The organism is Streptomyces sp. NPDC001270, from assembly GCF_042896695.1.
Taxonomy (GTDB): Bacteria; Actinomycetota; Actinomycetes; order Streptomycetales; family Streptomycetaceae; genus Streptomyces.
In genome coordinates, this window is sequence record NZ_JBIAXM010000073.1 from 1 (window position 1) to 12633 (window position 12633).

Below are 12633 nucleotides of genomic sequence, written 5' to 3' on the forward strand. Positions count from 1 at the left end.
ACACGCGAAGGCCCCGCCCGCGATCACGCGGAACAAACAGGGCGAACCGACGGCACGGACATGCACTCACGACCGCTGAAGAATCGAGGCTAACGCCTACGCGTACGGCACCAAGAGCACGAGCCTGTCCAACGGAACGCTGTACATACACGCCGATGACGGCTGTCTCGTCAGCAACAACTGCTCGCTGTACTACTCCGCAACGGAGTACAAGAAGACGGGGGGTAGCACGGTGACCATCCAGCTCGCCCTGGACACCGGCAAGTCCCTCTACCTTGATTCGCAGAAGACCGCAGTGGCGGGCTCGGACATCAGCCACAGCTGGGGCGGCTTGAAGAAGTCGGACGCTCCCGACTGCTCCGTCGCTGGCTACATGAAGGCCAGCACTGGTAACTATTACACGCCGAACATCAGCGTCTGCTGAACCCGCAGCGTGACAGCCGGGGCGCCCAACCAGCGCCCCGGCGCTATCTCTTAAGGGCCCTTTTGTGATCGAAGCATCCATCGCCGCCGTGCCCGGCCTTGTGGCCGGCTTCTTGATCCTCGGCGCACTGTTCGCGCTGCCCACGGCTTTCCTAGCGAAGGCCCGCAACAGACCCTGGCAGCCCGTCACAGCTCTCGCGGTCTACGTCGCCGGAATCCTCTCTGTCACGCTCCTGCCTGGCGATGCCGGACTGGAAGCCGCACAATGCGACACGGGTGCCCCCCTGCACCTGTTCACCGACACTAGTTCGCTGCTGAACATCGCGCTCTTCGCACCAGGCGCCTTCCTTGCCGTCCACGCCCTGAGGCGGCCCGTGACCGCCGCCGCCGCCTTCATCATCTTGAGCGGCACCGTAGAACTCATCCAATCCACGGGGTATCTGGGGCGTTCCTGCAGCCTTACCGACGTGGCGGCGAACGCCACGGGCTCCGTCCTTGGCGCAGCCGTCGGAGCTGCCTGGCTGTTGACACGTCGGGTGAAGACGCAGCGTGTCCGGAGGGACGTCGTCTGGGGTGTCGGGTTGCTCGTCGCCGGCGCTGCCGCACTCGTCTCTGTCTTCCACACGCGCATCGATTCTGTGAACATCGTCGCCATAGATGACGCCCGACAACAGCGAGGCGAAGCAGCCATCCAGGCTGATGCCTGGCTCACCGAGGCTGCGAGGGCAACTTTTGGCGATGGCACGCAGATCGTCAGCAGTTCTGCTCAGACAATGGGCGACAAGCTGAAGATTACGGCTGACACCAACCGGGGCAAGATCACCGGGTACTGGCCCGAGAAGCACCTCGAGAGCGCATGGTCGGACAACAACCGCGGCGATGAAGGCAACGCCGACCAACACGCCGCCGCCCAGGTCGCCAACCGCTTCGCGCGGACGTGGTTCTCCGACAGCGTCAAGGGCAGCCAACAGCACGTCCGCACGCTGGGCGAAGGCCCGACCCGCGCCTATCTCGTCACCTACCGACGGTACCGAGACGACGTATTGATGCCTATGCGCCTGGATATCACCGTCACCACCACGAAACGCATCATGGGCTTCACGGCTCGCTCAGTGCCAGATCCCAGCCTCCCGACGGTCACGATCGACGAGTCCACGGCCCACGATCTCGCTCACAAAATCAGCGGACAGCGCCCCCGATCCGCCGTGCTGATCGCCCAACAGGTGGCTGGCACATGGCGCCCTGTCTGGCTCGTTGGTTCAGGAGGCAAAGACATCGCCATAGATGCCGCCACAGGACAGCACATCACAACCGACAAATAGGCCGGTATCCGGGCGGTGTGAACTGTGGCATATGGCACCTTCCCGAAATGGGAGGAAGCACCGGGGTAGGTCAGTGCTCTGCGGTTAGCCCCTCTACATTCCGATGCGCCGTCCGTACCGTCCGGCCGAGGCCGGCGGCTGGCGACCGGGGCCCGGCTGAGGAGCCTGTGGGAGCGGCGCGTGGACGATGGCGCCCTTGTTCGCCTCGGGGATCAGGCCGTACACGAGGATGCAGGAGGCGTCGATTCGGCCGGGCGAGGCCGGGTCGGTGGGCTGCCAGGTAGCCCACTCGCGTTCTAGGTCGGTAAACAGGCCGCGTAGCCGGACCCGGTCCTGCACCATCTGCTGTGCCACCGGCTCGGCGCGGAGCACCTTGCCTTGCTTGGCGTTCACCAGGTCGATGGCCGGCATGAGGACGTCGGCCGGGATGTCTCCCGCCTCCTGGAGCGTTTCCCACGACGTGCGGATGGCCAGCTCGCACATGTCGCGGCCGTAGTTCCCCTCGACGTAGATGATCGCCGCGTTCGTCTCGTGCGCGAGGAGGCAGGCCGCGGTGGACCACTCGGCCGACGACATCGGGGCTGACACGTCGTGCGTGATCCAGACCCGCTTGTCGTCGCCGAGGAAGCCACCCACCACACCGGCCGCGTCCCGGCCGCCGCCGGACGGGTCGACCGCCACGGCGATCTTCTGCGGTTCGACCTTGGTCACGCCGTCCCGCAGGAGGCGCAGCAGTTCTTCGGACACCAGCGCGCCTTCGGCGGGCTGTGGGTCGCCCTGGGCGAGCGCGTGCCAGTCCCGGGGAATCGACGTGGTCTTCATGTCGCCCCACCAGGCGAGGAGCCGTCGCCGGTTCTTCGTCGGGATCTTCGGGTGCGGCAGCGGGTCACCCGGGGCGCGGCCGAGCGGATCGGGCCCGAACTTCGGGTCGGCGATCGCCGGGAGGTGGATTACCTTCCACCGGCCGCCCTCCTCCAGCCGCCCTTCGTCGGCGAGACGGCGGCCGGCCCAGTCGTCAGGGTGCCATCTGGTCTGGATGCCGACCACACAGTTCCGGTCCGGCTGGAGCCGCTTGAGCGCGGTGGACGAGTACCAGTCGTGCAGCGCCCGCCGGGACGCCTGCGACTCGGCGTCGGCGCGGTCCTTGTGCGGGTCGTCGATGATCAGCACGTTCACGTCGTGGCCGGTGAGGCCCTTGCCGACCGACACCGAGCGGACACCGCCGCCTTCGGTGATCGCCCAGTCCTGCATCGCGCCGGAGCCGGCCTTCATGTGCAGGTCGTACTCGGCGCCGTACTCCTCGACGTAGCCGCGGATCGTCTTGCCCCGGCGCAGCGCCAGGTCGTCGCCGTACGACGTGACGCCGATCCGGTCCATCGGGTACAGGCACAGCCACCAGAACGGGAACCACTCCGCGACCGTGGTGCTCTTGCCGACCTGCGGCGGCGTGAAGATCATCAGCCGGTCGTAGTCGCCGCGCTCCACGGCCTTCAAGGCGTTACCGATCACCCGCAGGTGCGGGCGCATCCGGAACGTGCCGTCCAGGCCCCGGGCGAGCGTGACCGGATCACGCAGCAGATCACGGCTCACCGCCTTCTCGGCAGCGGTGAGCTGCTGGTACACCGCGACGTCATCGAGGTCGCCCAGCTCGTCGGCTGCGGCAGGGGTGATCACTCGGCGTCGGCATCCTCAACGCTGCGCCCGGCCCGCCGGTCCGGGTAGGTCTCCTCGTCGTCTTCGTCGTCGCCGCCCTCGACCGCGCGGACCCGGCGCGCGACCGTCGCCGCCAGCTCAGCCAGCCGGGCGTTCCGCTGCGCGGCGGGCAGGCCGGCGAACTCCTCCAGTGCCCCGGCGAGCGGCGAGCGGTTCTCGGTCGTGACGACCACGGTCTCCAGCGGGTCGCCGAACAGCACCCTGCGGTGCCGCATGGCCACGTCCATCAGCCGGATCACATCCCCGGCCGACATCTCGGCGGCGTTCAGGTGCGGCAGCCTCTGCGCCACCTTGCCGATCGCCGCGCCCAAGATCCGGGCATCGGCCTCGGCGGCCTTCCGGCGCTCCTCCAGCCACGTCGCCTCGTACAGCGTGTCCAGGTGCCGGTCGTACGCCTCGGCGCGCTCCAGCCACCGGAACTCGGCGGACGCCTTCCGGATCGTCACCGGGTGGCGCTGTAGCAGTTCCGCAGCCCTCGGTAGGGTCCTGGCGCGGCCGAGGTCCCGATAGGTGACGAACTGTCCGTATTTCTTGCTGGTCTCGCCGGGCTGCTGTTCCCAGGGGGGTAGTGCGGGGTCGAGCTTGATCGGGGCGGGGGTGAGGCTCATGACGTCTGTGCGGGCTCAGTGGGGACGTGGTTGGGGCCGGACAGGTACTCCCCCGCCAGACGCTCAAGGAGGCGCCAGCCCTGTCCCTGCTCGATCTCGCCGCGTCCCTCTGCCGCCGCGATGGCCTTGTTGAGGGTGACGGCGGCGGGGGCGGGGAGGTGCCGGGCGCCGAGCACGGTCTCCATGCCGACGAGGCCGGTGTGCAGGGGCTCGCCCTGAGAGGACTGGTAGCCGGCCTGGAGGTCGGTCAGGTGCTGCTCGACGATGCTGAGGATGGCGTGGAGGGCGGTGGCGACGTTGCCGACCTTGTGGGCGGCGTGGGTCGAGGCGAGCGTGTCCAGCGTCTGGTCGTAGTCGGCGCGTGCGGCGAGCCAGCTCTCGTTCTGCCCCATGCGGGCGTCGTCGAACGCCTTCCGGGCGGCCTCCAGCTCGTTCGGCAGGAAGATCAGCGACACCGTCGCGAAGTCCAGGTTGGCTTCGGACAGGCCCTCGGGGGACACCTCGGCGAGGAGGCCGAGCGAGTCGTCGTCCAGGCCGGAGTACGCCCGCCAGTCGACGTCCTCGATCTGGTCGTACAGCGCCTTGAGGGTGGCCGGGTCGTCCTGGCCGGCGATGCTGTTGTGCGAGAGCTGCCGGGCGATCAGTTCGTCCTTCTGCTGCGGGTCGTCGATCAGCATGCAGTCGATCTCGGCGAGCCCGACCTCCACGGCCGCCGCAGTGCGGTGGTTGCCCGACAGGATCAGCTCGCGGCCCTCCTCGTACTCCCCGGCGCCGTAGATCAGCGGGACGGAGGTGAGGCAGCCGTCGGCGGCGACGTTCGCGACCAGCCGGTCCCACTCCTCCTTCCGCATGTACCGGGCGTTCATGTCGAGCGGGGTCAGGGCCCGCGGGTCCCGGCGGACGAGGCGGGGCCGGATCGTCTGTGCGGGAGGGGTCGGGGTGCTGTCGCTCATCGGGCGTCCTCGTCCTTCTTCATGTCGCTGCCGTGCTTCCGCTTCCACAGGTCCAGGGCCCCGGCGAGGTCGTACTTGCCGAGCGGGCCGCCGTACTGGAGCTGGTAGCGGTGGATGCCGTCGCCCGGGTCCTTCGCGGACGCCTCGGTGCGCTTCTGGAGCTTCACGCCGGGGATGCCCCGCCCGTACTTCGCGCTGTTGGGCCGGTCGGTGAACGTGGTGGTCGACCAGGCGGTGAGCCGCTTCGACAGCGACCGCTGGAGCAGCAACTGCGCCTCGCTGGTGGAGGCGGCCATGACGATGAGCTTGGCCAGGCGCCGGTACTTCGTCCACGACACCGGGAAGTCGGACATCAGGTAGGCCGTCGCCGGGTCGAACTTGGGCGGCAAGTAGGCGAAGGCGCCGATCAGCTTCCCGTCGACGGCGACGCCGCACGCGAGGAGCGGGCTGCCGGGCTTGATGCTCTTGGACATGAACTGGGAGCGGATACCGGCGAACTGGCCACCCGTGAGGACGTGCAGCGTTATCTTGTCGCCCAGGTCCTCGCCGACGCCGATCTTCTGCATGGGGATCGGCTCGACGGGCTGTCTGGGCCGGACGATGCGGCGCGGCCCGGCGGCGGCGTACACGTAGATCGGCAGACCGCGGTTCGCGGTCTGCACGACGCCGGCAAGCCGGTGCCGCAGCTCCGGGCGCTCGATGTGCAGGCCCAGCACCCAGTGTGGCCGGTCCTGCACCTGCTGGATGATCTCCTCCTTGCCCTCCTCGGTCAGCTCGCCGAAGTCGGGCTCGGGCCAGTCGAACGCGGCGTCGATGCTCGCAAACTGCGACGTGTAGTCGCCGCTGTTGTGCATGGCGAAGCCCTCGCCGACGTACGTGCCGGTCGTCGTCATGATCGACTGGATCGGACGGGGACCGACAGGCTCGACGGCGACGACCTTGACGCGCGGGTTGCCGCGCGAGCGGAGGCTGAGCCGGTCGATGTCGAGCTGCTGGAGCCGGGTGATCAGCCGCTCCGTCCGCAGGGTCCCGAGAGCACGCAGCATCTCCGGCCAGCCGCCGGCCACCTCGAAGCCGTTCACGCCGCTCGGGCGCGGGCACACCGTGGTGTCGAACCCGGTCTCCTTCATCCAGGACGTGAAGCGGTCCGCTACCGGGCCCGGCCGCTGCGAGATGCCCAGCTTGGACGCCGACTTGCCGAGGTAGACGCTGCCCTCTCCGTCGAACATGCCGGCCAGCCATCCCGCCTCGTAGGTGCGGGCCGGCTCCCAGGGGTCGAGGAGGCGGGTGACGTACGGTGCTTCCTCCATGAGCCGGTCGGCGCGCACCCAGCGCTTCGGGTTGCTACTCGGCCGATCGAGGCGCTGCGCGAGCCACGGGTGATCCGTGGTGCACACGACGTCCGTGCCGTCCTCCAGGACGACGCGGACGCACTCCTTCACGGCGGGCTCGGAGCGGACAATCTTCGACCAGCGCAAGCGGCGGTGCACCGAGCCGTCCGGTACCTCCTCGTCGAATGCGAGGAGCCGGTCACCGGCCTTGAGGTCACCGCAGGGCACCCACCGCAGGTCCGCGGTAAGCAGTCGGTGCTCGGGCGACAGGCAGTAGAACGGCGGAAACATGACGACGGGGGCCTGCTCGGGGACCTCTTCGCGGAGGTACGTGCGGACGTCGCCGGCGTAGAACGAGCCGAGGCGGGTCTCGAGCGCGCGGAGCTTTGCCGCGGTCTTCTGGTGCATGCGCGGCCACTGGTCCTGTGTGGCGTCGAGCATCCGCCGGTAGTAGGCGCCCTCCTTGCCGACGTACTGGAGGAAGCGGGTGCCAAGCATCAGGCAGGCGAGCCGGTCGGCGCGGTCCTCCATGTACGGGCCGAGCCAGCCCAGCGTCTCCTCGTACTCCGGGCGCAGCGTGTACGGCAGCTCCTCCCCGGCGAGGAACCAGCCGAGCGCGCACGAGTACGCGGTGATGTCGTTGCCGTGGACCGGCCGCGCGTTCCCGAACCGGGAGTGCAACACCCGCTCGATCGTGAAGTTGCCCGAGCAGCCGACGTAGATGTCGGTCTCGGGCCAGGAACCGGCGTGCTCGTAGATGATCGAGCGAAGGGGCGCCGGAATCGAACCGTGGAACATCGGGGCCCCCGAGGGCGAGGCGGTGGGGTAGAGCGCCGGCCAGGACTCGAACCTGGACCTCCCGCCCGGAAGGCGGGTGTGCTGCATTGGCACCACCGGCGCTTGCCGCGATCGGCCGCGCCGCTGCTCAGGACGGCCGATCGCGGGCAGGGATGATACACACACTCACAGTGGTCACTTCGGTACGCGGGATGTCCTGCGGCCTCGGGGAAACGCTGCGGAGCTTGCAAAGCGTCCATCAGTCGTCGTTGGACGCACCGATGCTGGCAGGTTCGGTAGGGGCAACTGCGGCCCTGGCGCTTCGGCCTAGCCACCGCCGCCAGCGAGGCACCTGCGGCTCACCGTTGAGGTAGCTGCGCGCCTCGGCAGTGAATGCCGTCACCGCTTGGCCAAGGCTTCTAAGATCCCCGTCGGGATCGTAGTGCACGGGGTACGGAAGCGGGTCGGGGATTAAGGCACCGTTCTCGCACGAAATAGCAAGTCTGAATGAGGCGTTCATCACCTCTTGGGCCCGGTCTACTACCTCGCTGGGGCCTTCGAGCGTTACGACGCTGAAAGCTGGTTTCAACGCATCGTACAAGGGCTCAGCTTCTCTCCAGCGGATTCGATGAGCCTCTCGGTCAGCAAAGCCGGGCGCGAAGTGACGGTCGTAGACATTGCCGTCTCGTTCAGCGAGTTCAGCTCGGGCGAGCCTCATGCATCGCTTCCACTGAACCGCGCCTCTGTAACTGTTGGTGGCGCTGAGGAATGCGGCGTACGCGTCGCGTTGGTGCTGGCGCCGAACTGCGTCGATCGGACCGCGATGGGCTGCCTGGGCTTGAAGACGCCCAGCCGCATACGCAGCGACCGCGGCGATGAGCGCAGCCGGAGTGGCTACAACGGCAGCTATCACTTCTGGTTCCATGTCGAGTGATCCTGCCAGCGTGCGATAGAGAACTGCCCGCGAAATGGGAAGTTGGAGCACCCGAGCGGGCTCTGTCACGGCCTCGTTGGGCCGACTTGAGGGGTAGTGAGTCGACGGACATGGGCGGCTGAGGCGGCCGTGTGACGGCTTGGCCGGCCGGGCGTCGGGAGGGCTGTGGGGCCGTGACCGGTGTCGGTCGCGGCCCCACAGGGGTGTCAGGCGCCTACAGGGTGGCGGGCTCGGCGACCGCCTGGTCCTCGTCGTCCTCGGGCTGCTGGTCCTCGGCGGCCGGGGCGCCCGGCGACTTCGGGCAGACCTCCCAGGCGCTCAACTGCTCGCGTACGTACTCCAAGGCGTCGGGCTCGTTCTCGAAGCGGCCGTCCGCGTCCGGGTCGCAGCCGCACCGGATGTGCAGCACGCCGGTCTGGAGCGAGTGCAGCGTCACGTTCGCGTCGGCCCGGATCAGGTACTGGCCGCCGCCGTCCACGTCGTTCACCCGGTACGACGCCGGGCCTTCCTCGGCGGGCTCGATCCGCACGAGGATCGCCACGGCCTGCGGGGCGAGGACGAGCGTCACGCCGCTGGTCACCTCGACCTGGTACGGGGGGACCTCTTCCAGCCCGTTCAGGGCCCGCGCGTTGGCGATGTCGGCCGCGCGGTAACGACGCTTCCGGGCGATGGCCTGGAACGCCAGGCCGGCCGCGACTCGACGGCTCGGGCCGACTCCCCAGACCCGGCGTTCACCGTTGACGTCCCGGGCCTCCCACTCGCCGTGCTTGCGGTAGACGACCATCTCCCAGTCCGTCACGTTGGTGTGCGAGGGGGTGTCCTCCGGGAAGTCGCCGGGGACGGTGAAGAAGTAGCCGCGCTGGGCGAACGGCAGGTGGGACGGGAACCGGTCGGGGCCGTACGCGGTGTACTGGATCTGATCAGTGCTGACGGTCATGGTGGGGGCTGCCCTTCCATTGCTTTTCGGGTGGTGGCTGGAGGGGTGGCGCCGGGCGGCCAGTGCGGGGCCGCCCGGCGCCCGGCGGTCAGTCCGTGCAGGCCGGGCAGAGGGCGCCCGGCGTGCACGGCTGGTGGCCGTCGGCGTCGTCGCCGCAGTGCGCGCAGCCCTCCGGGTGGTGCCAGTGGCCGGTGAGCACGGCAACCGCCTCGTTCAGGGAGCTGACGCCGATCACCCGGACGCCCGCGGTGGCCGCGACGTCCTCCGCGCTGGTGGGGACGAGGACGACGGGGGCGCCGCTGTCGGCGACCGCTCGCATGGCCGTGGCCAGCGCGTACGGGGCGCGCACCGCGCCGTCGAGCTGCTCCGGGGACGACAGCAGGCCGAACAGGTTCTTCAGCGTCTTGGGACTCATGGGCTTCCGTTTAGAACCCCGCCAGACAGGCACCTCCAGCAGTGGCTCGACGACGGCAACCTGGACCTGAGCCTTCTGTACAACCTGGACAACACACCCTCAACGCCCGCCCGCTGGTACGCGAACACCTGTGGGTGGTCGCCCCCGCGACGGCCGGGCTGCGAGCCGACCGGCCGGTCCCGTTCGACGAGGCCGCCGCCCACCCCCTGGTCATGCCCGCCTCCGGTCACGCGCTGCGGGCCTGATCGACGCGGCGGCGAGCCGTGCCGGGGCCGAGCTGCACGTCGCTGTCCAGACCAACTCCATACCGGTGCAGAAGCAACTCGTCCTGGCCGGGCACGGCTGGACCGTCCTGCCCGGACTCGGCATCGCCGAGGACGTTGCGAATGGCACGCTCAGTGCCGCACCGCTCGCCAAACCCGACGTCGCTGAGCCCTCGTCGTCGAACCGCTCCGTCTGCTGCGGCGCCGAGCGGGCTCCACCGAGCCGCCACTTGACTTGGTATGTGGCGCTCGATCGTCCTCGCCACCCCCAGATACGGCCGGACACCGCCCGCTGTCGAGGTCGTCGCCCGCAAGCTGGTGCACCGGATCCACTCGGCCGTGGCCAGAGGCAAATGGCTCTCCGCCCAGCTCCCGGGCCGCCAGAGCGGTGCAGTCCTCGGTATGTCCGCGAGGCCAAAGTAGGCGACCCATCCGACCGAGAGCCGGTTGAGCTTGTCCAGTCGGTGGGTCATCGACACGCCCCATGTCCGGAGGTGACGCGCCGGACTGTGGCCTTCAGCCACTTGACGGCCTTGCGTTCCACCCTGATCTTCACCTGTCCTTTGGTGAGGTAGTAGCCGAACCCCAGGAGAGACGTCCACCAGACGGGGCACGCCTTGGACTTCTCCTTGTTCACCTTCAACTTCAGGGTCTTCTCGATGAAGCCCGCACCCGCCTGCACCTCTTCCGCGGAACGCACTGGGCTCGGCGTTCCTCACGGAGTGAGCGGACCGGTGGAGGTGTAGCCATACGGGTACGGCATACATGGATCACGGCTTTCTATTGGTCAACCTCACACATCAGCGCCCATGATGATTGGCACTTCGAACCGCGAACAGGCCCGCGCAAGCAATCGATTAGCGGAATCGCACCGGATGAGCCAGACACACACGCCCGCACCGCCCTCCTGGCAGCAGGATGTCTTCGCCGCGCTGCACAAGCGCGGCATCCAGCAGATCGCCCCCGTACCGGACGCCAGCCACTCGAACACCATCCGCGACCCCGCGATCCACGGCGTAGTGCCTGACCACCGAGGAGGAGGGCGTCGCCGTCGTCAGCGGCGCCTGGCTGGGCGGGCACCGCGCCGTGCTGGCGAGGCAGAGCAGCGGAGTCGGCGCCTGCGCCATCATGTTCTCCTCGCTGCAGATGTGCCGCGTCCTTTTCCTGGCGCTGGTGACCATGCGCGGCGAGCAGGCCGAGTTGAACCCGCGGCAGGACCCGCGGCAGGACCCGTGGCCGCACCACACAGCAGACCCTGGAACTCGTGGTCATCACTCTCCTGCGCGCCGACACCCGCGAAGGGGCCGAGGAGCACATCAGCAATCCGTGGCTCGCCATCCAGCTCTGGGCCCTCGCCCTGACCTTCGTGAGCGGGTACTCGGCGCCGGCCGCCGTCATCAAGGCCGAGGACCCTTGCCGTACGTGGACCGTCCCGCACCTCCCTGCTGGAGGGGGCAGAGGCAGTCCCCGCAACGGCCGCCCCACCGACGGCCGCCCCACCGACGGCCGCTCCACTGACCTGACCACCGCACCGTTCGCCCACCTCAAGGAAACGACGCCCATGCCCGCCCCCTCACCTCCTACGTGGAGTCATGGCACCCCGAACCGGTCACCGACGAGGACGCCCTGGCGACCACTCCGTCGGCGGCCTTGTCGGCACTGCTCGACATCCCCGGCACCGCCGCCAAGTCCGGCGACCCATTGCCCCCGCTGTGGCAGTGGCTGTACTTCCTTCACTGGGCGCCCCAACAGGCCCTCGGCCCCGACGGGCACCTGCGCGAAGCCCGTTTCCTGCCACCCATCCCCGACCGGCGCCGCATGTTCGGCGGCGGACGGTGCGAGGTCGTCGAGCCCCTGCGCCTCGGCGAGTCAACCGAACGCACGAGCAGCCTGGCCGCGGTCACCCCCAAGGAGGGCCGGAGCGGGGCGCTGCTGTTCGTCACCGAGCGTCAGGAATTCCGGCAGAACGGCCAGCTACGGCTGGTCGAGGAGCAGGACATCGTCTACCGGTCGAGTGTCGGTTCCGCGCCTCCGCACCCGGACACGCTCAACGACTCGGCCGGACCAGAGCCGCGGAGCCCGTGGCAGCTGGGCCTGCAGACGACCGAGACACTACTGTTCCGGTTCAGCGCGCTCACCGCTAACGCCCACCGCATCCATTACGACACCCCTTACTGCCGTGATGCGGAGGGCTATCCCGGGCTCGTCGTCCACGGTCCGCTGCTGGCCCTCCTCATGCTGGAACTGGTACGCAGAAACGCCCCCGAGCGGCAGGTGCGGTCACTGTCATACCGGCTGCACCGGCCAGCCTTCGTGGGCGAACACCTCCTCGCCGACGGCATGGCCGACGACGGGCACGCCCGGCTGCGCATCGCCACCCACCGCGAAGTCCGGCACGCTACTGCTGAGGTGACCTTCGGATGACCCACCCGGACAGCAGCCGCATCGCCACCGCGCGCACCCTGCTCTTCGTCCCCGGCGACCGGCCCGACCGCTTCGCCAAGGCAGACTCCTCCGGCGCCGACCTCGTCATCATCGACCTGGAGGACGCCGTCGCCCCCGGCGACAAGGACAGCGCCCGCGACAAAGCGGCAGCCTGGTTCGCCCTCGGCAACCGCGCCGTCGTACGCGTCAATCCGCCCGGCACCCCCTGGTTCGAAGCGGACGTGGCACGGGCGGCCGAGCACGGCTGCCCCGTCATGGTGCCCAAGGCTGAGGAGCCGGCCGTCCTCGCGGAGATCGCCACGTACGGCCGGGCGCTGCACGCTGATCCCATTGGTCGAGACGGCCCTGGGCACCGAGCGAGCCTATGAGGTGTGCGCAGAGCCCGGCGTCGTCCGGGCCGCCTTCGGCAACGTCGACCTAGTGTCCCGAGTCTTTATTTCGCTGTAGAAGTAGGCTGGGCTCATGGCGCGTATGGGTCGGCCGACGGTCGAAGTGGTCCTGACGGATGAGGA

The 12633-nt window shown here is 68.9% G+C and carries 13 protein-coding genes and 1 tRNA gene; 6 read left to right on the forward strand and 8 right to left on the reverse strand.

The genetic code is table 11. From position 1 onward, the window contains the following. Nucleotides 1-232: 232 nt before the first annotated feature. Both ACFY2B_RS45185 and ACFY2B_RS45190 read left to right on the forward strand, forming a co-directional pair. Nucleotides 233-424: a hypothetical protein gene (locus ACFY2B_RS45185; protein ID WP_390768888.1), complete on the forward strand. Its 192-nt coding sequence runs from the start codon at nt 233-235 to the stop codon at nt 422-424. Nucleotides 425-488: 64 nt separating this feature from the next. Next, on the forward strand, nt 489-1745 hold the full coding sequence (locus tag ACFY2B_RS45190; protein WP_390768889.1) for a VanZ family protein: 1257 nt from the start codon (nt 489-491) through the stop codon (nt 1743-1745). A gap of 93 nt (nt 1746-1838) precedes the next feature. Here the strand turns inward: ACFY2B_RS45190 and ACFY2B_RS45195 are convergent, their stop codons facing one another. The 5 genes from ACFY2B_RS45195 to ACFY2B_RS45215 form a co-directional block, all read right to left on the reverse strand. Next, on the reverse strand, nt 1839-3419 hold the full coding sequence (locus ACFY2B_RS45195) for a hypothetical protein (protein WP_390768890.1): 1581 nt from the start codon (nt 3417-3419) through the stop codon (nt 1839-1841). Then, entirely contained in the window at nt 3416-4066 is a 651-nt protein-coding gene (locus ACFY2B_RS45200; protein ID WP_390768891.1) for a hypothetical protein, read from the reverse strand. Before ACFY2B_RS45200 ends, ACFY2B_RS45195 begins: the two co-directional genes overlap by 4 nt. Continuing rightward, nucleotides 4063-5019 carry a ParB N-terminal domain-containing protein gene (locus ACFY2B_RS45205; protein ID WP_390768892.1) on the reverse strand — a complete coding sequence of 319 codons (957 nt, stop codon included), beginning with the start codon at nt 5017-5019 and terminating at the stop codon, nt 4063-4065. The genes ACFY2B_RS45200 and ACFY2B_RS45205 overlap by 4 nt, the downstream gene beginning before the upstream one ends. Continuing rightward, the gene (locus tag ACFY2B_RS45210; protein ID WP_390768893.1) at nt 5016-7148 is read right to left on the reverse strand and encodes a Hint domain-containing protein; all 2133 of its coding nucleotides are present in this window, start codon (nt 7146-7148) and stop codon (nt 5016-5018) included. The genes ACFY2B_RS45205 and ACFY2B_RS45210 overlap by 4 nt, the downstream gene beginning before the upstream one ends. 31 nt (nt 7149-7179) lie before the next feature. Beyond that, nucleotides 7180-7250, reverse strand: a tRNA-Gly gene (locus ACFY2B_RS45215). A gap of 403 nt (nt 7251-7653) precedes the next feature. Here ACFY2B_RS45215 and ACFY2B_RS45220 point away from each other — a divergent pair. Beyond that, nucleotides 7654-8061: a hypothetical protein gene (locus tag ACFY2B_RS45220; RefSeq protein ID WP_390768894.1), complete on the forward strand. Its 408-nt coding sequence runs from the start codon at nt 7654-7656 to the stop codon at nt 8059-8061. A gap of 214 nt (nt 8062-8275) precedes the next feature. Here ACFY2B_RS45220 and ACFY2B_RS45225 read toward each other — a convergent pair whose 3' ends face one another. Next, on the reverse strand, nt 8276-8998 hold the full coding sequence (locus ACFY2B_RS45225) for a hypothetical protein (RefSeq protein ID WP_390768895.1): 723 nt from the start codon (nt 8996-8998) through the stop codon (nt 8276-8278). Nucleotides 8999-9086: 88 nt separating this feature from the next. Beyond that, the gene (locus ACFY2B_RS45230) at nt 9087-9413 is read right to left on the reverse strand and encodes a hypothetical protein (RefSeq protein WP_390768896.1); all 327 of its coding nucleotides are present in this window, start codon (nt 9411-9413) and stop codon (nt 9087-9089) included. A gap of 277 nt (nt 9414-9690) precedes the next feature. On the opposite strand from ACFY2B_RS45230, the gene ACFY2B_RS45235 reads away from it, so the two are divergent. Further along, a complete protein-coding gene (locus tag ACFY2B_RS45235) occupies nt 9691-10251 on the forward strand; it encodes a LysR substrate-binding domain-containing protein (protein WP_390768899.1) in 561 nt (186 codons plus the stop codon). Here ACFY2B_RS45235 and ACFY2B_RS45240 read toward each other — a convergent pair. Then, entirely contained in the window at nt 10146-10376 is a 231-nt protein-coding gene (locus ACFY2B_RS45240; RefSeq protein ID WP_390768900.1) for a hypothetical protein, read from the reverse strand. The genes ACFY2B_RS45235 and ACFY2B_RS45240 overlap by 106 nt on opposite strands. Before the next feature lie 884 nt (nt 10377-11260). Here ACFY2B_RS45240 and ACFY2B_RS45245 point away from each other — a divergent pair. Further along, a complete protein-coding gene (locus ACFY2B_RS45245) occupies nt 11261-12100 on the forward strand; it encodes a MaoC family dehydratase N-terminal domain-containing protein (RefSeq protein ID WP_390768897.1) in 840 nt (279 codons plus the stop codon). Further along, nucleotides 12097-12489 (forward strand): aldolase/citrate lyase family protein, encoded by a 393-nt coding sequence (locus ACFY2B_RS45250; RefSeq protein WP_390768898.1) that lies wholly within the window; start codon nt 12097-12099, stop codon nt 12487-12489. Before ACFY2B_RS45245 ends, ACFY2B_RS45250 begins: the two co-directional genes overlap by 4 nt. Nucleotides 12490-12633: the final 144 nt, after the last annotated feature.